This is a genomic window from Xanthomonas sp. NCPPB 2866 (assembly GCF_041475745.2).
Classification (GTDB): Bacteria; Pseudomonadota; Gammaproteobacteria; order Xanthomonadales; family Xanthomonadaceae; genus Xanthomonas; species Xanthomonas arboricola.
In genome coordinates, this window is record NZ_CM192975.1 from 3,305,293 (window position 1) to 3,326,955 (window position 21,663).

General features: G+C 66.3%; 21 protein-coding genes. 18 read left to right on the plus strand and 3 right to left on the minus strand.

The window, feature by feature from the left end:
• Positions 1 to 13: 13 nt before the first annotated feature.
• The 14 genes from sufB (at position 14) to ACCQ04_RS14210 (ending at position 15,232) form a co-directional block, all read left to right on the plus strand.
• Positions 14 to 1,471 carry a Fe-S cluster assembly protein SufB gene (gene sufB / locus ACCQ04_RS14145; RefSeq protein WP_024938771.1) on the plus strand — a complete coding sequence of 486 codons (1,458 nt, stop codon included), beginning with the start codon at positions 14 to 16 and terminating at the stop codon, positions 1,469 to 1,471.
• A gap of 109 nt (positions 1,472 to 1,580) precedes the next feature.
• Positions 1,581 to 2,345 (plus strand): Fe-S cluster assembly ATPase SufC, encoded by a 765-nt coding sequence (gene sufC / locus ACCQ04_RS14150; RefSeq protein WP_039519836.1) that lies wholly within the window; start codon positions 1,581 to 1,583, stop codon positions 2,343 to 2,345.
• Positions 2,345 to 3,607 (plus strand): Fe-S cluster assembly protein SufD, encoded by a 1,263-nt coding sequence (gene sufD / locus ACCQ04_RS14155; protein ID WP_226427236.1) that lies wholly within the window; start codon positions 2,345 to 2,347, stop codon positions 3,605 to 3,607. The genes sufC and sufD overlap by 1 nt, the downstream gene beginning before the upstream one ends.
• Complete coding sequence (locus tag ACCQ04_RS14160) at positions 3,604 to 4,848, plus strand: cysteine desulfurase (protein WP_024938768.1); 1,245 nt, start codon at positions 3,604 to 3,606, stop codon at positions 4,846 to 4,848. The genes sufD and ACCQ04_RS14160 overlap by 4 nt, the downstream gene beginning before the upstream one ends.
• Before the next feature lie 213 nt (positions 4,849 to 5,061).
• Complete coding sequence (locus tag ACCQ04_RS14165; protein WP_226427237.1) at positions 5,062 to 5,601, plus strand: GNAT family N-acetyltransferase; 540 nt, start codon at positions 5,062 to 5,064, stop codon at positions 5,599 to 5,601.
• Entirely contained in the window at positions 5,598 to 5,927 is a 330-nt protein-coding gene (locus ACCQ04_RS14170; protein WP_024938766.1) for a non-heme iron oxygenase ferredoxin subunit, read from the plus strand. Before ACCQ04_RS14165 ends, ACCQ04_RS14170 begins: the two co-directional genes overlap by 4 nt.
• Positions 5,928 to 6,475: 548 nt before the next feature.
• A complete protein-coding gene (locus ACCQ04_RS14175; RefSeq protein WP_065032568.1) occupies positions 6,476 to 8,794 on the plus strand; it encodes a TonB-dependent receptor in 2,319 nt (772 codons plus the stop codon).
• 48 nt (positions 8,795 to 8,842) lie between these two features.
• Entirely contained in the window at positions 8,843 to 9,529 is a 687-nt protein-coding gene (locus ACCQ04_RS14180; protein WP_054591444.1) for a Fe2+-dependent dioxygenase, read from the plus strand.
• The gene (locus tag ACCQ04_RS14185) at positions 9,522 to 10,280 is read left to right on the plus strand and encodes a tetratricopeptide repeat protein (protein ID WP_226427238.1); all 759 of its coding nucleotides are present in this window, start codon (positions 9,522 to 9,524) and stop codon (positions 10,278 to 10,280) included. The genes ACCQ04_RS14180 and ACCQ04_RS14185 overlap by 8 nt, the downstream gene beginning before the upstream one ends.
• 7 nt (positions 10,281 to 10,287) lie before the next feature.
• Positions 10,288 to 10,926, plus strand: coding sequence for a PepSY-associated TM helix domain-containing protein (locus tag ACCQ04_RS14190; RefSeq protein WP_226427239.1), 639 nt, complete (start codon positions 10,288 to 10,290; stop codon positions 10,924 to 10,926).
• A 22-nt stretch (positions 10,927 to 10,948) separates the two neighbouring features.
• The gene (locus ACCQ04_RS14195) at positions 10,949 to 11,464 is read left to right on the plus strand and encodes a DUF2271 domain-containing protein (protein ID WP_039519819.1); all 516 of its coding nucleotides are present in this window, start codon (positions 10,949 to 10,951) and stop codon (positions 11,462 to 11,464) included.
• A 171-nt stretch (positions 11,465 to 11,635) separates the two neighbouring features.
• On the plus strand, positions 11,636 to 12,439 hold the full coding sequence (locus ACCQ04_RS14200) for a DUF4198 domain-containing protein (RefSeq protein ID WP_102253727.1): 804 nt from the start codon (positions 11,636 to 11,638) through the stop codon (positions 12,437 to 12,439).
• A 67-nt stretch (positions 12,440 to 12,506) separates the two neighbouring features.
• On the plus strand, positions 12,507 to 13,481 hold the full coding sequence (locus ACCQ04_RS14205) for an FAD:protein FMN transferase (protein WP_226427240.1): 975 nt from the start codon (positions 12,507 to 12,509) through the stop codon (positions 13,479 to 13,481).
• Positions 13,478 to 15,232: a flavodoxin domain-containing protein gene (locus ACCQ04_RS14210; protein WP_226427241.1), complete on the plus strand. Its 1,755-nt coding sequence runs from the start codon at positions 13,478 to 13,480 to the stop codon at positions 15,230 to 15,232. The genes ACCQ04_RS14205 and ACCQ04_RS14210 overlap by 4 nt, the downstream gene beginning before the upstream one ends.
• Before the next feature lie 167 nt (positions 15,233 to 15,399).
• On the opposite strand, the gene xopAW is transcribed toward ACCQ04_RS14210, so the two are convergent.
• The 3 genes from xopAW to ACCQ04_RS14225 form a co-directional block, all read right to left on the minus strand.
• Positions 15,400 to 16,065, minus strand: coding sequence for an EF-hand domain-containing protein (gene xopAW, locus ACCQ04_RS14215; RefSeq protein WP_046343643.1), 666 nt, complete (start codon positions 16,063 to 16,065; stop codon positions 15,400 to 15,402).
• 152 nt (positions 16,066 to 16,217) lie between these two features.
• A complete protein-coding gene (locus ACCQ04_RS14220) occupies positions 16,218 to 17,012 on the minus strand; it encodes a HutD/Ves family protein (protein WP_226427242.1) in 795 nt (264 codons plus the stop codon).
• A 362-nt stretch (positions 17,013 to 17,374) separates the two neighbouring features.
• A complete protein-coding gene (locus ACCQ04_RS14225; RefSeq protein ID WP_016904771.1) occupies positions 17,375 to 17,749 on the minus strand; it encodes a ComEA family DNA-binding protein in 375 nt (124 codons plus the stop codon).
• Positions 17,750 to 17,906: 157 nt separating this feature from the next.
• Here ACCQ04_RS14225 and ACCQ04_RS14230 point away from each other — a divergent pair, with 157 nt between their 5' ends.
• From ACCQ04_RS14230 to murU, 4 genes are all read left to right on the plus strand, one after another.
• Positions 17,907 to 19,400, plus strand: coding sequence for a M20 family metallopeptidase (locus ACCQ04_RS14230; RefSeq protein ID WP_226427243.1), 1,494 nt, complete (start codon positions 17,907 to 17,909; stop codon positions 19,398 to 19,400).
• A gap of 169 nt (positions 19,401 to 19,569) precedes the next feature.
• Complete coding sequence (locus tag ACCQ04_RS14235) at positions 19,570 to 19,842, plus strand: GlsB/YeaQ/YmgE family stress response membrane protein (protein ID WP_226427244.1); 273 nt, start codon at positions 19,570 to 19,572, stop codon at positions 19,840 to 19,842.
• A 58-nt stretch (positions 19,843 to 19,900) separates the two neighbouring features.
• On the plus strand, positions 19,901 to 20,923 hold the full coding sequence (locus ACCQ04_RS14240; RefSeq protein ID WP_226427245.1) for an aminoglycoside phosphotransferase family protein: 1,023 nt from the start codon (positions 19,901 to 19,903) through the stop codon (positions 20,921 to 20,923).
• Positions 20,920 to 21,630 carry an N-acetylmuramate alpha-1-phosphate uridylyltransferase MurU gene (murU, locus tag ACCQ04_RS14245; protein WP_226427246.1) on the plus strand — a complete coding sequence of 237 codons (711 nt, stop codon included), beginning with the start codon at positions 20,920 to 20,922 and terminating at the stop codon, positions 21,628 to 21,630. Before ACCQ04_RS14240 ends, murU begins: the two co-directional genes overlap by 4 nt.
• The last annotated feature ends 33 nt before the right edge of the window (positions 21,631 to 21,663 follow it).

Below are 21,663 nucleotides of genomic sequence, written 5' to 3' on the forward strand. Positions count from 1 at the left end.
TGTAGGCAGCCCAATGGCCACCGAACTTGCACCCCCGCAGAATGCCGAAATTATCGAACGGCTGGGCCGACGCTACGACGCCGGCTTCATCACCGAGATCGAATCGGACTCGCTCCCGCCCGGCCTGGACGAGGACGTCATCCGCGCCTTGTCGGCCAAGAAGGACGAGCCGCAATGGATGACCGACTGGCGTCTTGAGGCGTATCGGCACTGGCTGAAGATGCCGATGCCGGAATGGGCGAAGCTGAAGGTCTCGCCGATCGACTTCCAGGCGCTGAGCTATTACTCCGCGCCCAAGGGCCCGAAGTACGCCTCGCTGGACGATGTGCCCAAGGAACTGCTCGACACCTACGACAAGCTCGGCGTGCCGTTGCACGAGCGCGCCCGGCTGGCCGGCGTGGCGGTGGATGCGGTGTTCGACTCGGTCTCGGTCGGCACCACCTTCCGCAAGGAACTGGCCGAAAAGGGCGTGATCTTCTGCTCGATGTCCGAGGCGATCAAGGAACATCCGGAGATCGTCAAACAGTATCTGGGCAGCGTGGTGCCGGTCGGCGACAACTATTTTGCCGCGCTCAACTCGGCGGTGTTCTCCGACGGCAGCTTCGTGTTCATTCCTGCGGGCGTGCGTTGCCCGATGGAACTGAGCACCTACTTCCGCATCAATGCCGGCCATACCGGGCAGTTCGAGCGCACCCTGATCGTGTGCGAGGACAAGGCCTACGTGTCGTATCTGGAAGGCTGCACCGCACCGATGCGCGATGAAAACCAGCTGCACGCGGCGGTGGTCGAGCTGGTGGCGCTGGAAGATGCCGAGATCAAGTATTCGACCGTGCAGAACTGGTACCCGGGCGACGAGGAAGGCCGCGGCGGCATCTACAACTTCGTCACCAAGCGTGCCGAATGCCGTGGCGCGCGCAGCAAGGTCACCTGGACCCAGGTCGAAACCGGCTCGGCGATCACCTGGAAGTATCCGTCCTGCGTGCTGATCGGCGACGACTCGGTCGGCGAGTTCCACTCGGTGGCGCTGACCCACCACCGTCAGCAGGCCGACACCGGCACCAAGATGATCCACATCGGCAAGCGCACCAAGAGCAAGATCGTCAGCAAGGGCATCAGTGCAGGCCGCGGGCAGAACACCTATCGCGGTCTGGTCAAGGTGGACCGCAATGCCGACGGCGCGCGCAACTACACCCAGTGCGATTCGTTGTTGATCGGCAAGCAGTGCGGCGCGCACACCTTCCCCTATATCGAGGTGAAGAATCCCGGCGCCACCGTCGAGCACGAGGCCACCACCTCCAAGATCAGCGACGACCAGCTGTTCTATTGCCGCGCGCGCGGCATCAGCCAGGAAGACGCGGTGTCGCTGATCGTCGACGGCTTCTGCAAGCAGGTATTCCGCGAGCTGCCGATGGAGTTCGCGGTGGAAGCCAAGAAGCTGCTGGAAGTCTCGCTGGAAGGCAGCGTCGGCTGACGCTGCCTGCAGGGATTCGGCATTGGAGATTGGAGATTCGCAACGTCCCGCTCCCTGCCATCCCGGCTCTTCTGCTGTTACCAATCCCAAATTTCGAATAACCAATCCCATGCTTACGATCAACAACCTCCACGCCAGCATTGCCGGCAAAGACATCCTCAAGGGCCTGTCGCTGGACATCCAGCCGGGCCAGGTGCACGCCATCATGGGCCCCAACGGCGCCGGCAAATCCACGCTGGGCAACGTGCTGGCCGGGCGCGACGGCTATGAGGTCAGCGCCGGCACCGTGCAGTTCGAAGGCAAGGACCTGCTCGAGCTGCCGCCGGAAGAACGCGCGGCCGCCGGCCTGTTCCTGGCCTTCCAGTACCCGGTAGAAATTCCCGGCGTCAACAACACCTACTTCCTGCGTGCCGCACTCAATGCGCAGCGCAAGGCGCGTGGCGAAGACGAGCTGGACTCGATGCAGTTCCTCAAGCTGGTGCGGCAGAAGCTGGCCGTGCTGCATCTGAAGGACGAGCTGCTGCATCGCGGCGTCAACGAAGGCTTCTCCGGTGGCGAAAAGAAGCGCAACGAGATCTTCCAGCTGGCCGTGCTCGAGCCCAAGCTCGCCATCCTGGACGAGACTGATTCGGGACTGGACATCGATGCGCTCAAGAGCGTGGCCGACGGCGTCAACGCGCTGCGCTCGCCGGAGCGTTCGTTCCTGGTGATCACCCACTATCAGCGCCTGCTCGACTACATCACCCCGGACGTGGTGCATGTGCTGGCCGAAGGCCGCATCGTGCAGAGCGGCGGCCCGGAACTGGCGCTGGAGCTGGAAAAGCACGGCTACCACTTCCTCAAGGACCGCGTGGTGCCCGAGGCGGCTGCCTGATGAGCGCCCTGCTGGAATCCCTCGCCCGCGGCTTCAGCGGTAACGATGCGCGCCGGGTCGAACTCGATGCCGCGCTGCAGGCCGGCCTGCCCGGCCCGCGCGCCGAAGCCTGGAAGTACACCTCGCTGCGGCAGCTGGAGCGGCGCAGCTTCCAGCCCGCGCCGCTGGTGCCGACGCTGATCGATGCCGCGCTGCTGGACGAGATCCCGTCCCCGCGGCTGGTGTTCGTCAACGGCCGCCCGTCCGACGCATTGAGCGACCTGTCGACACTGCCGGACGGCGTGCAGCTGGACACCTTGTCAGCGTCGCTGGCCGCCGGCGACGAGGCGCAGCAGTTGCTCGGCCGCCGTTTCGACGGCAGCGATGAAATCTTTGCGCGCCTCAACGCCGCACTTGCCGACGAAGGCGTGCTGGTGCGCGTGCAGGACGGCGCGCAGATCGAGGCGCCGCTGCATCTGGTCTTCATCGGCGTGGCCGGCGAGCACGACCTGTCCTGGCACCACCGTCACCTGATCGAACTGCGTGCCGGCGCGGCACTGAACGTGGTCGAGCACCACCTGCATGTCGGCGATGCCGCGCATCTGCACAACAGCCTGATGCATGTGCATCTGGCCCAGGATGCGGTGCTGTCGCATGCGCGCGTGCAGGCTGACAGCGCGCACGCAACGTCGCTGCTACGCACCGATGCGGTGCTGGCGCGCAATGCGCGCTACCAGCGCGTGGACCTGGAACTGGGTGCCAACCTGTCGCGCCACGAGCTCAACGTGCGCCTGGAAGGCAACAACGCCCAGCTCACCGCCAATGGAGTGCTGCTCGGCAACGGCCGCCGCCATGTCGATACACGTCTGGGCATCGCGCACATCGCACGCGACACCACCTGCGAGCTGGTCTGGCGCGGCGTGGGTGCCGATCGCAGCCGGGTGGTCTTCCACGGCGGCATCAACATCCGCCCGGGCGCCGATGGCACCGACGCGCGGCTGTCGAACAAGAATCTGCTGCTGTCGGCCAATGCCGAGATCGACACCCAGCCGGTGCTGGTGATCGATGCCGAGGAAGTGCAGGCCGCGCATGGCGCCACCGTCGGCCAGCTCGACGACAATGCCTTGTTCTATCTGCGCTCGCGCGGCCTGCCGCAGGCCGAGGCGCAGCGCCTGTTGAGCGCGGCGTTCTGCCACGAGCCGCTGCGCGTGCTCCCCGCCGCGCTGACTGCGGTGCTGGCGCTGCAGCTGGACCGCGCACTGGCCTCGGCAGGCGTGGCATGAACGCGCCCGCCGCCACGCAACTGGCCGCGCCGGACTGGGAGCGCGTGCGCTCGGATTTCCCGCTGCTGATGCGGCAGGTGCATGGCAAGCCGCTGATCTATTTCGACAACGCCAACACCGGGCAGAAGCCGCTGCAGGTCATCGCCGCAACCGACGAGTTCTATCGCCGTCAGAACGCCAATGTGAGCCGCGCGGTGCATGCGCTGGGCACCGAGGCCACCGACGCCTTCGAAGGCGCGCGCAGCAAGCTCGCCCGCTTTCTCAACGTGCGTGCCGACGAACTGGTGCTGTGCAGCGGCACGACCTTTGCAATCAATTTGGTGGCCTATTCCTGGGCGCTGCCGCGCCTGGGCGCTGGCGATGTGATCCTGATCTCGCGCATGGAGCACCACGCCAACATCGTGCCGTGGCAGTTGGTAGCACAACGCACCGGCGCGACCATCCGCGTGGCCGAGATCACCCCGGACGGCGCGCTGGATCTGGACGCCTTGCGCAAGGCGATGACGCCGGAGGTCAAGCTGCTGGCGATCACGCATGTGTCCAATGTGCTGGGCACGGTCAATCCGGTGCGCGAGATCTGCCGCGAGGCACGCAAGCGTGGCATCGTCACCGTGGTGGACGGCTCGCAGGCGGCGCCGCATCGGCGTATCGACGTGGCCGGCATCGGCTGCGATTTCTACGCCATCACCGGCCACAAGATGTGCGGGCCCACCGGCACCGGCGCACTGTGGGCGCGACGCGAACACCTGCAGGCGATGCCGCCGTTCCTGGGCGGCGGCGAGATGATCAAGGAAGTCAGCTTCGAGGGCACGGTGTTCAACGATGCCCCGCACAAGTTCGAAGCCGGCACCCCCAACATCGCCGGGTTCATCGGCCTGGGCGCGGCAGTCGATTACCTGGAGTCGGTCGGGCTGGCGCACGTGGAAGCGCGCGAAGCCGAGCTGCTGGCGCATTTCACCGAAGAACTGCAGCGCATCGACGGCCTGCGCATCTTCGGCACCACGCCGGACAAGGCCGCGGTGGTGTCGTTCCTGATCGAAGGCGCGCATGCCCACGACCTGGCCACCCTGCTCGACCTGGAAGGCGTCGCGGTCCGCTCGGGCCAGCACTGCGCGCACCCGCTGCTGCAGTACTACGGCGTCGCCGCCACCTGCCGTGCCTCGCTGGCGTTCTACAACACGCATGACGAGATCGAGCGCTTCGTTGCTGCGTTGGTGAAGGTGCGTCGCCTGCTGGGTTGACGGCGGGGATTGGGGATTCGGGATTCGGCATTGGGGATTCGGAAGACCCCTTCGCCGCCTTGCAGCGCGTGCGCCAGACCTCCGTGCGTTGGCGCACGTGCCCATGGCAAGACACAGAGCAACGCCCCAATCCGGACATCCGACTCCGTGCAAGAAACAGCGTTCTCACGCTTTTACGAACCCCCAATCCCGACTCCCGCTAAACTGCTCCCCATGCAGACCACCACCTTCCGTACCGCCACCGTCGACGATATCGACGCCCTTGTGTCGCTGGTGACCTCGGCCTATCGCGGCGATGTCAGCCGCGTTGGCTGGACCACCGAGGCCGATTTTCTCGACGGCGCGCGGATCGATCCTGGGGTGCTGCGCGAGGACCTGTTGCGCGACCGCAGCCTGGTGCTGCTGGTCGAACAGGACGGGCGCCTGCGGGCCTGCGCGCATATCGCCGACGACCACGGTGCCGGCTACTTCGGCATGTTTGCGGTGGATCCCTCGCTGCAGGGCGGCGGGCTGGGCAAGACGCTGCTGGCCGAGGCCGAGCGTATCGCCTACACCGAGTGGCAGCTGCCGGTGATGCGCATGACGGTGATCGACATCCGCGACGAGCTGATCGCGTTCTACGAGCGACGCGGGTATCGCCGCACCGGCGTCTTCAAACCGTTCCCGTATGGCGACGCGCGTTTCGGCGTGCCGCTGCGCCAGGACCTGCGCTTCGAGGTGCTGGAAAAACCGCTTGGCGGCGCAGCGCCGTGAGCGACACGTGGACCTTTGTCTGCGCCAGCGAGGCGCTGCTGCCCGGCGAACTGCAGACCGTCTGGGATGAGGTGACCGACACCCCGATCGTCATCTTCAACCTCGACGGCGAGCTGTACGCGCTGGAAGACCGCTGCAGCCACGAAGACTACGAATTGTCGCCGGGTACGTTCGACCCGGCAGAAGGCAGCATCGAGTGCCTGCTGCACAGCGCCCGCTTCGACATCCGCGACGGCCGCCCGCTGTGCGCACCAGCCTACACCGCGGTGCCCAAGTTCCCGGTCAAGCGCGAACACGGCGGCATCTGGACCCGCGACGACCGCTGACACCGGCCGGACCCGTGGGTGACACGGCCGCCATGAGCGCAGACCGCTCAGGACACTGATCCGCAGTCCCGTCCCGTTCGGCGCGTGCCCGGCGTGCGCAGATCCGCGCCCCGCAGGACGAAGACGCGCCTGCCACGCCAGCAAGCGACACCTTGGCCCACCACCAGGCGCAATCCCGCGCGGCTGCCCATGCAACCCGCATGGATCGCCGCAACGGCCTGACACCTCAGCCAGCGCGATTGCCCGGTGCATGGCGGTAGCCGACAAAGATTGCAAAGAAGAATGATTTGCATTTAAGATCGCAGCCCTTCAGGCCTTCTTAACAACTGGCCTGCCCTGCGATCCCATGCGCCCAGCTCTGCTCGACACCTTTTTCCCGATCCTGCCCCGCATGCGCCTTGCTGCGCAGCGCCTGTGCGTGTCCGGAGACTGGTCGGGCCGACTGGCCGCCTCCGGCTAGCGGGCACGCGTTCCCCGATCCGCTTCCCATCCCGCATCCGCCGAGCCATCGCCAGGCCGGAGCCTCTCTTTCTTCTTCGAGACGCCTCATGACTCCCAGGATTTCCCCGCTCACCTCGGCCGTGTTGCTGACGCTGTCCGCTCCTGCCCTCGCCCAGCCTGGCGATGCGCCGGCGCCTCCGGGCGCGGTCGATCTGGACGCCATCCGGGTGCAGCAGGAACGCGCGCAGAAACCGTCCTCGCCCAAGTACACCGAGGTGCTGCGCGACACGCCGCAGACGATCACCGTGGTCACCAAGCAGACCATGGACCAGCAGAACCTGCTGTCGCTGCGCGATGTGCTGAGCACCCTGCCCGGCATCACCTTCGGCGCCGGCGAAGGCGGCGGCGGCTATGGCGACAGCATCAACCTGCGCGGCTTCACCGCCAGCAGCGACATCACCACCGATGGCGTGCGCGACAGTGCGCAGTACAGCCGCAGTGACACCTTCAACCTGGAAGCGGTGGAGCTGATCAACGGCGCCAACTCGGCCATGTCCGGCGCCGGCTCGGTCGGCGGCAACATCAATCTGGTCACCAAGACCGCCGGCCAGGGCGACTTCACCCACGTCGTGGTCGGTGGCGGCAGCGACCGCTATGGCCGGCTGACTGCCGACAGCAATTACGACTTCGAAAACGGCACCGCCGTGCGCCTGAATGCGATGGGCCACACCCAGGACGTGCCGGGGCGCGACGAGGAGTTCCGTCATCGCTGGGGCTTTGCGCCGTCGGTGGCGTTCGGCCTGGGCTCGGATACCCGCTTCACCCTGAGCTACCTGCACCAGCACGACAACAACCTGCCGCAGTACGGCGTGCCGTTCGCGCTCAGCCCATTCAACGACGGCCCGCTGCCGGGCGTGGACCCGGAAACCTTCTTCGGTTACCGCAATACCTCGCGTCAGGAAATCGACGTGGACATGCTGACCGGCGTGCTGGAAATGGATTTCGACGACAACGTCAAACTGCGCAGCCTGGCGCGCGTGCAGCGCGTCGACCAGACCACCAATGCCACCGCACCGCAGGGCACCTGGTGCCTGCCCAACGGCACCGACCCGTACACCGGCCGCGCCTGCGTCGGCCAACCGGCGGCCAGCTGGAACCCCAACAGCGGCCCGCGCGGCCTGGTCCGCGAGACGGAAAACTTCATCGCGCACAGCCAGACCGACCTGACCGCCACCTTGCATACCGGCGCCATCGAGCACCGTGTGGTCGCAGGCGTGGCCTTCAGCAAGGAAGACTTCGAACTCAATAGCGGCACCACCTTCCGCAATGCCGATGGCTCCACCACCGGCATCACCTACCCGGTGCAGTCCTTCGACAATCCGTACAACATCTGGACCGGACCGCAGAATTACTTCCGCACCGGGCGCAGCAAGGGCAGCCTGACCAATCAGGCGGTGTACCTGTTCGACACGCTGCAGTTCAACGAACAGTGGATGCTCAACCTGGGCGGCCGCTACGAGCACAACGAAGGCGACAGCACCACCTACACCGTCAACGCTGCCGGCAACGTCACCGGTGTGAGCGCGGGCTTCCCGGCTGGCAGCGAAGAGGACCTGTTCTCGTATCGCGCCGGCCTGGTGTTCAAGCCGGCCGAGAACGCCAGCCTGTATCTGTCCTACGCCAACAGCAAGACGCCGTCCAAGGCCTCGGTCAACGGCTCGTGCACGCCGATCGCCACGGCCACCGCCGGCGCCAACTGCAATGTCGAGCCGGAGACGGCTGTCAACATCGAACTGGGCGGCAAGTGGGACGTGCTGGACCAGCGCTTGGCACTGACCGCTGCGCTGTTCCGCAACGAGCGCGAAAACTACAAGGTCAACAGCGGCGATCCGCTGATCCCCGAGCAGGTGCTGGACGGCAAGGCACGCGTGGACGGCATCGCGCTCGGCGCCGCCGGTTATCTGACCGACCGCTGGTCGATCTTCGCCAACTACACGTTCCTGGACAGCGAAGTGCTGCAGAGCGTGTCCAACCGCACCGAGAGCCTCACCGGCGACCCGGTGGCCGGACGCGACCTGGTGCAGACCCCGCGCAATGCCGGCAACATCTGGACCACCTATACGCTCAATCAGTGGACCTTCGGCTACGGCGTCACCTATCAGGGCGGTTTCTATCCCAACAACGCCTCGGCCGCGGCCTATCGCAAGACCGACGACTACTGGGTGCACCGCGCGATGGTCGGCCTGCGCGTCAACGACTGGCTCAGCCTGCAGTTGAACGTCAACAACCTGTTCGACGAGGAGTACTACACCAGCGTGCGCAACAACCTCACCGTCAATGCGGCCGGCACCGTCACCGCCGGCAGCGGCTGGGCACTTCCGGGCGAAGGCCGCTCGGCGGTGTTGAGCGCCACCTTCAGTTTCTGACCCACTGGCACGCCGTCCGCACGACGCGGGCGGCGTGGAGACCACCGCATGTTGCTGCCCATTCCTGATGTTCTCAGCACCGCCCAGCTCGCCGAGCTGCGCGCGCGGCTGGACGCGGCCGACTGGGCGGACGGCCGCATCACCGCCGGCCATCAGTCGGCGCAGGCCAAGGACAACGCACAACTGCCCGAAGACAGCGCCATTGCACGCGAGGCCAGCGCGCTGGTACTGGACGCGCTCTCACGCAGCAGTACATTCTTTTCGGCGGTCTTGCCGCGGCGCATCTATCCGCCGCTGTTCAATCGCTACAGCGGCGGGCAATCGTTCGGCTACCACGTCGACAACGCGATCCGCTACGACCGCAGTCGCGGCGGCGCAGATCCCGTGCGCACCGATGTTTCGGCCACCTTGTTTCTCAGTGACCCGGACAGCTACGACGGCGGCGAGCTGGTGATCGAAGACACCTACGGCACGCAGTCGGTGAAGCTGCCGGCCGGGCACCTGGTGATCTATCCCGGCACCAGCCTGCATCGGGTGATGCCGGTGACCCGCGGCGCGCGTGTCGCCTGTTTCTTCTGGACCCAAAGCATGCTGCGCGACGATGCGCAGCGTCGCCTGCTGTTCGAACTGGACGTGTCGATCCGGCGGCTCACCCAGGACACCCCCGGCCATCCGTCGCTGATCCAGCTCACCGGCGTGTATCACAACCTGCTGCGGCAGTGGGCCGATGTCTGAGCCCGCACTGGACCCGGCGCAGCTGATCCAGCTGCTGCGCACGCAGCCCGATCGCGCGGTCGCGCTGCTGCGCAAGGCCGCCGAGCGCCAGGATCTGGCGGCGCAACTGCTGCTCGCCCAGCTCTACGCCGAAGGCCGCGGCATCCCCGCCGATCCAGCCATGGCGATGCTGTGGTACGAGGTCGCCGCCAATGCCGGGCATGCGGAAGCGATGAACCAGTTGGGGCGCTGCCACGAACTGGGCTTCGGCACCGCGTGCAATGAGGTGCTGGCGGCGCTGTGGTACCGCCGCGCCGCCGAGCATGGGCTGGATTGGGGCATGTACAACCTCGCCCATCTGTACGGCTCCGGCCGCGGCGTGGCGCAGGACCACGCGCAGGCGTTGGCGCTGTATCGCACCGCCGCCGAACGCGGACATGCCAAATCGATGAACTTCGTGGCGCGCTATCTCGACCAGGGCCTGGCCTGCGCTGCCGATCCGGTCGCCGCGCGCCACTGGTACCGACGTTCCGCCGAAGCCGGCGATTTCCGCGGCCAGGCCGGTTACGCGACCTTGCTCGCAGACGCCGGCGACATCGATCAGGCCGAGCGATGGATGCGCCGTGCGATCGCCGGCGGGCATGCCGGCTTCCTGCAACAACTCACGCCATTGCTGGCGGGTGCAACGCAGCCACGTCTGCGCGCGTTGCTGGGCGAAGTGGCCGCGCGGCAATCTTACCTGCAGCCGTCGCTTGCGGCGGGTGTGGCCTGAGCGCGCCATGGCGACCTCCAACGACACTCTTGCCACCACCCAGCAACGCCGCGGTTTCTGGCTGCGCATGCTGCATCAATGGCATTGGATCAGTTCGGCGCTGTGCCTGATCGGCATGCTGCTGTTCGCCATCACCGGGCTGACCTTGAACCATGCCGCGCGCATCGAAGCCAGCCCCTCGACCGAACACCGCACGCTCACGCTGCCGCCGGCCCTGCTCAAGTCCCTGGGCAGCCGCGAGGACGGCGATGCCCCGCTGCCGCCACGCGTGGCGCAATGGCTGGGGCGTGAGCTGGATATCAGCATCGGCACGCGTGCCGGCGAATGGTCGGCCGACGAGGTGTATTTGGCGCTGCCGCGTCCTGGCGGCGATGCCTGGCTGAGCCTGGACCGCGGCACCGGCGCGATCGAATACGAGCGTGCCGGGCGCGGCGCCATCGCCTATCTCAACGATCTGCACAAGGGACGCAATGCCGGGCCGGCCTGGGGCTGGTTCATCGACGTGTTCGCCATCGCCTGCCTGGTGTTCTGCATCACCGGGCTGTTCCTGCTGCATCTGCATGCGCGCCAGCGCCGCATGACCTGGCCATTGGTCGGCCTGGGTCTGCTGATTCCGTTGCTGCTCGCCCTGCTGTTGATCCACTGACTTTTTCCTACCGGAGACGATCATGCGCGCCACCCTGACCATCGCCCTGAGCGGCCTGCTCGCCATGCCGGCATACGCCGCCACGCTCGACATCAACGTCGAGATCCCCAAGCTCAACGTCGCCGAATATCACCGCCCATACGTGGCGATCTGGCTGGAAGGTGCGGACCAGAAGGTCGCCGCCAATCTGGCGGTCTGGTATCAATCCAAGGACACCGCCGAAGGCCACGGCACCAAGTGGCTGCCGGACCTGCGCCAGTGGTGGCGCAAGAGCGGGCGCACCCTCGAGGTGCCGGTCGACGGCGTCACCGGCCCCACCCGTCCGGCCGGCGCGCATGCGTTGTCGTTCTCCGACACCAAGGGCGCGTTGAAGTCGCTGCCGCCCGGCCAGTACACGCTGGTGGTGGAAGCCGCGCGCGAGGTCGGCGGCCGCGAGCTGGTCAAGGTGCCCTTTACCTGGCCGGCAAAGTCTGCGCAGACCGCCAAGGCCAGCGGCAGCAGCGAGCTCGGCGCCATCAGCCTGGTCGCAAAACCCTGAGCATTGCCTGCTGATGGCGGCCGCGCGCAGCACACGCGGCCGGCCACGGCGCAGCTGCGCAATGCATCGCGTTGCCAGACACATTCGCTTCCCACGCATCCACGCAGCGCCATACCTGCGCGCTGATCAGACACGTGACCCACTGTCCTCATCGTCCTTCAAGGAGTTGTCATGAAACGTTCGCTCGTCCTGATCGCCATGCTCGCCGCACTGCCGCTCAGCGCACTCGCCCACAAGGCCTGGTTGCTGCCGTCGCAGACCGTCATCGCCGGTGAGGCGCCGTGGATCACCGTGGATGCAGCGGTGTCCAACGACCTGTTCTACTTCAACCACGTGCCGCTGCGCCTGGACAACCTGAGCATCACCGCGCCCGATGGCAGCGCGCTCAAGCCGGAAAATCCGGCCACCGGCAAGTACCGCAGCGTGTTCGACCTGCAGCTCACCCAGCCGGGCACCTACAAGCTGAGCATCGTCAACGCCGGCCTGTTCGCCAGCTGGAAGGAAGACGGCAAGCCCAAGCGCTGGCGTGGCGACGAAACCCGCTTCGCCACCGAGGTGCCGAAGAACGCGCAGGATCTACAGGTCTCGCAGTCCTTCAATCGGGTGGAGACCTTCGTCACCCGCGGTGCGCCGACCACCACGGTCTTCAAGCCCGCCGGCAAGGGCATCGAGTTGATTCCGGTGACCCATCCCAACGATCTGGTTGCCGGCGAAGCGGCACAATTCACGCTGCAGCTGGATGGCAAACCGGCCGCCGGGCTGGAGATCGAGATCGTGCGCGGCGGCACCCGCTATCGCGATGCGCAGAACGAGATCAAGCTCAAAACCGATGCCAAGGGCGGCTTCAGCGTGACCTGGCCGGAGCCGGGCATGTACTGGCTGGAAACCACCACCGAAGACACCAAGACCTCGCTGCCGCAGGCCAAGCAGCGCCGCCTGGGCTATGTCGCCACCCTGGAAGTATTGCCGCAGTAATCTGCCGGCACGCGGCAGGAGCGCACACAGCGTGCATCCTGCCGCCCCATCCTCATAAGACCCGTCCATGCCCGCATCGTCTTCCGCCGACCACGCCATTGCCACGCTCGGCGGCCGCAGCATGGGCACCACCTGGAGCGTGAAGCTGGTGGCGCCGCGCGGACGCGATCTGCACCCCTTGCATGCGTGCATCCAGGCCGCGCTGGATCGCGTGGTCGCGCAGATGAGTACCTGGGAAGCCGATTCGGATATCAGCCGTTACAACCGCGCACCGGCGGGCAGCTGGCATCACCTGCCCGACGAATTCCACGCAGTGCTGAGCGCAGCATTGGAGACCGCACAGGCCAGCGAGGGTGCCTTCGATCCCACGGTTGGCCCGATGGTCGAGCTATGGGGCTTCGGCGCCGCCGGCACGCGCCGGCGTGTGCCGGAAGCGCAGGCGATCGCATTGGCGAGCCTGCGTTGCGGCTGGCAACGCCTGCAGCTGGATGGCAAGCGTGTGCTGCAGCCGGGCGCAGCGGCGCTGGATCTGTCCGGCATCGCCAAGGGCTTCGGTGTGGACTGCGTGCATCGCGCATTGCTGCAGTCGGGTATCGACAGTGCATTGATCGAGGTCGGCGGCGAATTGTTCGGCTACGGACGCAAGCCCGATGCCAGCGCGTGGCGCGTGCTGGTCGAATCCGCCCCCGACGAAGACGCCGGCAGCGCGCTGCCGGCACGCGTGCTGGTGCTGGACGGTCTGGCGGTCGCCACCTCCGGCGATCGCTGGCACCGCTTCGATGCCGACGGCACACGCTATACGCACACCTTCGACCCACGCACCGGCGCGCCCGTTCCGCATGCCCCTGCGGCGGTCACCGTACTCGCGCCCGATGCGATGCAGGCCGATGCCTGGGCCACCGCGATGACCGTGCTTGGCGCCGATGCCGGTCTTGCCCATGCGCGCAAGGCGGACCTGGCCGTGCGATTCCTGGCACGCAAGGACGGCATCCTGCTCGAATCCATGAGCCCGGCATTCGAACGCCACCTGTCCGCGTCATGAGCAGCGCCGCCTCACGCGTGTGGCTGGGTAACGGGCTGGTTCTGCTGGCGCTTACGGTCATCGTCGGCTGGCTGGCCGGCCTGCATGAGGGCGCATGGTGGAGCCCACCCACGCCGCATCGCTGGCAACTGGCAGCGCTCGGCCTGGCAATGTATCTGGGCCTGTGCGCGGTCGTGCTGCTGCGTGCCCGCAAGCGCGTCGGCGCACAACGCGCAGACGCTAGCGGCGTGTTGTTCGTCTGGGCAAGCCAGACCGGATTTGCGCGTGAGCTGGCGCAACGCAGCGTTGCCGCGCTGCAATCGGCCGGCGTCGGTGCGCATGCGCTGCCGATCGAAGCCGTCGATAGCGATCAACTCGCACGCGTGCCGCGGCTGCTGTGCATCGTCAGCACCACCGGTGAGGGCGATGCGCCCGACCATGCGCAGGCCGCCGAGCGCGCCTGGCTTGCCGACCACGCGCAGGATCTGACGGCGGTGCAGTACGCAGTGCTGGCGCTTGGCGACCGTGGTTACGCGCACTACTGCGCGTTCGGCCGACGCCTCGACGATCGCCTGCAGGCGCGCGGCGCCGCTCGCCTGTTCGAACGCATCGAGGTCGATAACGCTGACCCCAACGCCCTGCAGCGCTGGCAACGCCGTCTGGCGGAACTGGCACCCGCACTGGCGACGCAACCCGACTGGAGCCTGCCCACCTACACCACCTGGCAGCTACGCGAACGTGTCCACGTCAATCCCGGCAGTGCGGGTGCGCCAATTTACCGGCTGCGCCTGACGCCATGCGATGGCGCGTTGCCGCAGTGGAGCGCAGGCGACATCGCGGAGATCGCACCGCGTCACACCCCGGATGCGGTCGAGTCCTGGCTGCGGCGTAACCACTACGATGGCGCGCAGCAGATCGACGGCCGCCCCCTGCGCGACTGGCTCGGCGGCGCGCAACTTCCCATCGATACCGATGCCGCTCTCGGTATCGATGTGGATGCCGGTGCCAGCCTCAGAGCTAGTGCTAGTGCTGGCGCCGAAGCCGAAGCCGAAGCCAGAATCGACCCAACTACGGACACGGGTAAAGGCACTGATACAGCTACGGGAACAGCCACAGGCACAACTTCACCACTAGACGCAGATGCGTTGGTGCGCAGTTTGGCCACCCTGCCCCATCGCGACTATTCGCTTGCCTCCATCCCCGAGGAAGGCCATGCAGAACTGCTGGTACGCGAGCATCGGCACGCCGACGGCAGCCTGGGGCTGGGTAGCGGCTGGCTCTGCGTCCATGCACCGATCGGCGCAGCCATCGCGCTGCGCTTGCGCAGCAACCCCGGCTTCCACCCGCCCGCACCCGACCAGCCGATGCTGCTGATCGGCAACGGCACCGGCATCGCCGGTCTGCGCGCGCATCTACGTGCACGCATCGCAGCCGGCGCGCGGCGCAACTGGCTGCTGTTCGGCGAACGCAATGCCGCGCACGACGCGCTGTATGCCGACGAGTTGCAGCAGTGGCATCAGGACGGCTGGATCGAACGCCTGGAGCTTGTCTACTCGCGCGATCAACCACAGCCACCGCATTACGTCCAACACGCGCTGGCCGCAACCGCCGATCGCCTGCATCATTGGATCGACCAAGATGCCTGCATCTACGTCTGCGGCAGTCTGCGCGGCATGGCACCCGAACTCGACCGCACGCTGGATTGCATCCTCGGAGCCGATGTCAGACAGGAACTGCTGGGCAGCGGGCGCTATCGCCGCGACGTGTACTGAACCATCGCACGCGGCCCCGCCAAAAGCGCTCAACAAAGCGATTACGCAGATACCACAGCGCGTCTGCTGCTGAAATCCGCAACATCCCTGCTTGCGGTGGCTGCGCGCTAGACGCACCGGCTGATCCAGGACCGCGCTCCGGCTTCCCCATTCTCTCTATCACCGCATTACGCTGCCAGATCGACCAGATTGCTCGTTGTCGCGCTGCCGCCAATGCTGCGGTACTGCCCCACGGCCATCTGCATCAACGCTGCATAGGCCTGCTGTGTGCCGTCGCTGCTGGATGCATCGGCCGATGACGGCGGTCGCGGCGGCGGATCGCGTGGCTGCATCGCTTCCTGCAGTTCCTGCAGACTCAGCGCCCCGCTCTTGTCGCTGTCGAGCAGGTCCAGCAGCTGCGTGCTCGACGCACTGTCGCCATTGACCAGCGTGCTCAATTCACCGCTGCTGACACTGTCGTCGCCATCGCTGTCCAGGCCGGCAAACAAGGACTGCACATCCTGTCCTTGCTCACCCGGCGGTGGCGGAGGCGGCGGCAAGGCCTGCGCCAGTTCGCTCTCGCTGACGGTGCCGCCACCATCCTGATCGAGCATGCTCAGCAGCCCGTCGATGTCGATCTTGCTGTCGTCATCGCTATTGGACGACAGCGCGGTCGATAGCTCGGACGCGGTCAGGCTGCCATCGCTGTCGCTATCGATGGATTTGAACAACTGCGTCAGCGGATTGGTTTTTTCCGCCTGTGCGGCGGATGCGGCGTTGCCGCTGGTCGCACTGCGGCTTGCATAGGACGGGTAGGCGGCATAGCCGGCTCCGACCGAGCTGATGGTACTCATTGGTTTCCCCCTGGAATTGCCGGAACCACTCCCGGCGCCTGCACTGTTCCCTAGCCAGTTGGCACAGCGATGCCGTCGCTTGTCTGCGTTGACACGAATGCATCCGGGCGCGTGCCAGGAGGCGCGCCCTGCTCGCAGATACGTGAAAGGCCCTAGACCGGGCTCACCCGGATCGCCAGCAGCTCGCCGCCGCCGTCGAGCACATGGCGCGTGCGTGTGGAGGCGCTCAGCCACGCGGTATCGCCGGCAGCCAGCGGTGGCAGGCCACTCTCGCGCCCGAAGCTGGCCTGGCCTGCCAGCAGGTGGATCGCCCAGGCGCTGCCCGGGTCGGCGAAAAACAGCATGGTGCCGACCAGCGGCCGGTGCAGCAGTTCGGTCTGCAGCCGACCGCGCCGCCACATCAGGTTGAAATCCTGGGTCGGCCCGTCGAGCAGCGTGGCATGTACCGTTTCCTCGCCTGCAAATCGGACGCGCTGGTGCGGCGGCAGCAACTCGCAGCTGCGATGACTGCTGCCAGGAACGTCGGCAGCGGCGCCGGCGGCATGGTCGCCCTGGTCAGCGCCACTGGCCTTATTGCCATTGCCATTGCCACTGCCGCTATCGCTTTTGCTGACGCCGCCGCTAGTAGCCGTGCCGATGCCTGCATCGGTGCCTGTGCTGGTGTCGTTGCCTGTGCTTGTGTCGGTGTCGCTGACCCTACCGCTGGCAGCATCGCCAAACTGCAGCCGCATGCCATTGCCGTGCAACAGCACCAGCTCGCGATCGATGCCCGGGAACGCGGAAAACGCCGCATCCTGCTCGATCTCGGCAATCGACAGGCGTAGCGACCACGCATCGGCGTCGCCGAGGCGCAGGATCTCGCGCGTCCAGCCCAGTTGATTGCGCCACCGCTCACGGCGGTACTCGGTGGCCGGAATCACCCGGCTGCTCAGGTCTGTCAGCTGCATGGGCGCATTGTGCCGCAAGCGCGGCGCCCGGGCCGTCATGCTGTGACTTAAGCCTGCTGCCGACCCTCAGGCTTGCTACCTAGCCTCAAACTTGAGGATGGGGCCGACACCTACAAAACGATTGACGCCTCACGATGTAACCGGCGCTTCATGCTGTGACTGCCTCTTTCCTGCAGTCGCAGACGCTTGCGTGCGCTCGCAACCCACGCGGACCCAAAACGAAAAACGCCCGGCTGCACATCCAAGTGCAACACCGGGCGATTCCACGTCCTTGTCGGCTTCCAGCCATCCCCCAGACATCCTGTCCAGTTAGGTTGCGGCCACGCATCCTCGCGTCGAACCGTATCTCGGATCCTTTCCCGTTAACGCCGTCCCACCGGTTTCACCGCCGCCCCCTTGGCAGCCTTCTTGGCGGGAGCCATCGTGGCTCCCACTTCGATCAGGTCTCGATTCCGTTCGACCGTCTTGAGTCCGATGCCCTTGACCAGTGCCAGTTCCTCGGCACTCTTGAAGGGACCGTTTGCCTGTCGGTGCTCGACGATTGCCTCGGCTTTTGATCGCCCGACGTTCGTCAGCACCTTGTCCAATTCCTCAGCAGACGCGGTGTTGATATCGACCTTGTCGAGTGCATACGCATTCGAGGACAACAGCAACGCCAGTAGCAGGGACTTTAGGGCTACGGTAAATGACTTCATTGCAACGCTCCTTGTGGCTTGGGTGATGGTCCTAGCCAGCATTCCTGCCGGCCGAGCCAGTGTCCCGCGCCACATGCAGCAATCCTATCGCCAACGAACTTTTCACACAGCCGGTGAACTGCGCGCCGCCTTGTAGGGAAATACCTACCCCCAGGCACGGGCGTAGAATGTGCCATTACGTCACGTATTCGGAGCCTCCATGGACAGCGCCAAGATCGACCAATTCATCAGCGATACCTGGGACCGCGAGATCGTCCCGCAATTGGTCGATTACATTCGCATCCCCAATAAATCGCCGATGTTCGACGCCGATTGGGTCGCGCACGGCTATATGGAGCAAGCGGTCACCCTGATGGAAACCTGGGCGCGCGCGCAGGCCATCGAGGGCATGCAGGTCGAGGTGGTGCGCCTGGAAGGCCGCACGCCGTTGATCTTCATCGAGATTCCGGCAACCGGCGCCGATTCGGGCGACGACACCGTGCTGCTGTACGGCCACCTCGACAAGCAGCCGGAAATGACCGGCTGGGACGCCGACCTCGGCCCATGGGAGCCGGTGCTGCGCGACGACAAGCTGTACGGGCGCGGTGGCGCCGACGATGGTTACGCGATCTTCGGTTCGCTGGCGGCGGTACTGGCGCTGCGCACCCAGGGCCTGCCGCATGCGCGCTGCGTGGTACTGATCGAGGCCTGCGAGGAATCCGGCAGCTACGACCTGCCGGCCTACGTCGACCATCTGGCCGCACGCATCGGCAAGCCATCGCTGGTGGTGTGCCTGGATTCGGGCTGCGGCAACTATGAGCAGCTGTGGTGCACCACCTCGCTGCGCGGGCTGACCGGCGGCAACCTGAGCGTGAAGGTGCTGGAGGAAGGCGTGCATTCGGGCGATGCCTCCGGCGTGGTGCCGTCCAGCTTCCGCCTGCTGCGCCAGTTGCTGTCGCGGATCGAGGACGAAGCCAGCGGTCGCATCCTGCTGGACGGATTGCATGTGCAGGTGCCGGCCGAACGGCTGGCGCAGGCCAAGGCCGCGGCGGCGACGCTGGATACCGCCATCTTCGACAAGTTCCCGATGGTCGATGGCCTGGTGCCGATGCACGACGACCTCACCGAGCTGGTGTTGAACCGCACCTGGCGCCCGGCGCTGTCGATCACCGGTGTGGATGGCATGCCGCCGCTGGCGTCGGCCGGCAACGTGCTGCGTCCGCAGACCGCGGTGAAGCTGTCGCTGCGCCTGCCGCCGACTGCCGACGGCAAGGCCTGTGGTGAACTGCTGAAAGAGGCCTTGCTGCGCGACCCACCCAACGGCGCACAGGTGACCCTGGAACTGGAAAAGGCCTCATCGGGCTGGAATGCGCCCGAGATGGCGCCATGGCTGGCAAAAGCCATCGACGACGCCAGCCTGGCGTTCTTCGACAAGCCGGCGATGTACATGGGCGAAGGCGGCTCGATCCCGTTCATGGGCATGCTGGGCGAGAAGTTCCCCGGCGCGCAGTTCATGATCACCGGCGTGCTCGGCCCGCATTCCAATGCGCATGGCCCCAACGAGTTCCTGCATATCCCGATGGGCAAGCGGGTCACGGCCTGCGTGTCCAAGGTGCTCGCCGAGCACCACGCCGCCTGCCTGCGCGGCGAGACCAGCGGCTCGCCGGTGGCGGCCGACAGCGGCACCCGTCATGGTGGGCATGGCTGCTGCTGATTGACCCCTGGACCGCCCCGCGCATGCCGGGGCGGTCCAATGGCCTTGCCATGCGTTGCGGCGCACGCATGGACGCAGCCCCAACACCGTCGCGGCAATCGGCGCTGCACATGTGGTTGCCGTGGCGGCGAATGCTAGTCTGCCGCTCCCACTTCCCTCAGTGCCTGCGATGAACAATCTCTTCGGTAACGACAGCTGGCTTTACATCATTCTGGTCGGCTTCGTGGTCGGGCTGCTGGCACGTTTCATCACGCCCGGCACGCAGCGACTGGGTTGCCTGCTGACCATCGTGCTGGGCATCGCCGGTGCAGTGGTGGCCAGCTGGTTCGGCCGCTACATGGGCTGGTACCACGCTGGCGAACCGGCCGGTTTCCTCGGTGCGTTGCTGGGTGCGATCGCGATCCTGGCGCTGCTGCGGCTGTTCAGTGGCAGCAAGCGTTGATCGACCCGGCGTCGCTGCCGACCTGGCTGCGCTTCACTTCACGACACGGCATTTACCCATGACGTCATCGTTGACTCCCGATACCGCGCGCGCTGCGCTTCGTCTGCAATGGGCGCGGCAGGCGTTGAACGACCCTGAGGTCACGCTGCAGCGTGCCTCGGTCGATGCGGGATTCCGCAGTTACTGGCGTACCCAAGGACGCGGCGTGGACCGCATCCTGATGGATGCGCCACCTGCATTGGAAAACGTGGCGCCCTGGTTGCGCATGCACGCCCTGCTCGGCACCCACGGCGTGCGGGTGCCGCAGGTGCTTGCGCAGGATCTTGAAATCGGCTTCCTGCTGCTGGAAGACCTGGGTGTGCCGACCCTGGCGCAGGTGCTGACCGACGCCAATGCCGACGCGTTGCTGGATGCTGCGATCAGCCAGTTGCTGCTGCTGCAGCGGATTGCGCCGCCCGCCGACAGCGGCGTGTTTGGCGAGGCGCTGCTGCTACGCGATGCCGGATTGTTCGAAGAATGGTTTCTTGGTCGCCACCTGGGCCTGCAGCTGGATTGCGGCCAGGCCGAACAACTGCAGTTGGTGCAGCGCCGCTTGATGGACAACGCACTGGCGCAGCCGCGCGTCTTTACCCACCGCGATTTCATGCCGCGCAATCTAATGCCGGTCGGCGACGGGCCGGCGGTGCTGGACTTCCAGGATTGCGTGATCGGGCCGATCGCCTACGACCCGATCAGTCTGTTCAAGGACACCTCGGTGAGTTGGCCGCTGCCGCGCGTGGATGGCTGGCTGGAGCGTTACCACGCGCGTGCCGCAGCGGCTGGATTACCGGTGCCGCCGCTGGCGCAATTCCTGCGCGATGCGGACTGGATGGGCGTGCAGCGGCACTTGAAGAATCTCGGCATCTTCTCGCGCCTGAGCCATCGCGACGGCAAGCACTGGTATCTGGATAACGTGCCGCGTTTCATTGTGTATCTGGACGAGGTGTTGCCGCGTCATCCCGAGCTCGCGCCACTGATCGGCCTGCTGGAAGACCTGGTCAAACCTGCCCTGGCGGCACGCTCCGCGCAGACCGGCGCATGAAGGCACTGATCTTCGCCGCCGGTTTCGGCGAGCGCATGCGTCCGTTGACCGAGCGCACGCCCAAGCCCCTGCTGTCGGTCGGCGGCACACCGCTGATCGTCTGGCATCTGCGCAAGCTAGCCGCGCTGGGCGTGGACGAGGTGGTAATCAATACCTCGTGGCTGGCCGAGCAGTTTCCACAGGGACTGGGCGATGGCAGCGCGTTCGGGCTGCGGCTGACGTACTCCTTCGAGGGCGACACCCCGCTGGAAACCGGCGGCGGCATGCTGCACGCGTTGCCGTTGCTGGGCGATGCCCCGTTCCTGCTGGTCAACGGCGATATCTGGACCGATTTCGATTTCGCGCGGCTGTCGGTTGCGCCGGCGGGCCTGGCGCAGTTGGTGCTGGTCGATCAACCCGCCTATGCAGCGCGCGCAGACTTTGCGCTGGATGCCGATGGCAAGGTGCGCGCAGATCTACCCGCAACGCTGACCTACGCCGGCATCGGCATGTATCGACCGGCGTTGCTGCGCGATTGGCAATCGGTCATCGGCCAGCTCCCGGAGCACACCGGCACCGCGCCGCGCTTTGCGCTGGCGCCGATCCTGCGCGCGCAGATGGCGGCAGGTCTGATCGATGGCATCCACCATGCCGGGCGCTGGACCGATGTCGGCACGCCGCAGCGATTGGCGGAGCTGGATGCCCGGTTGCTGCACGACGGCGGCTGATCGCAGCCACGCCCCTGCAAATTCCGGGCCGCG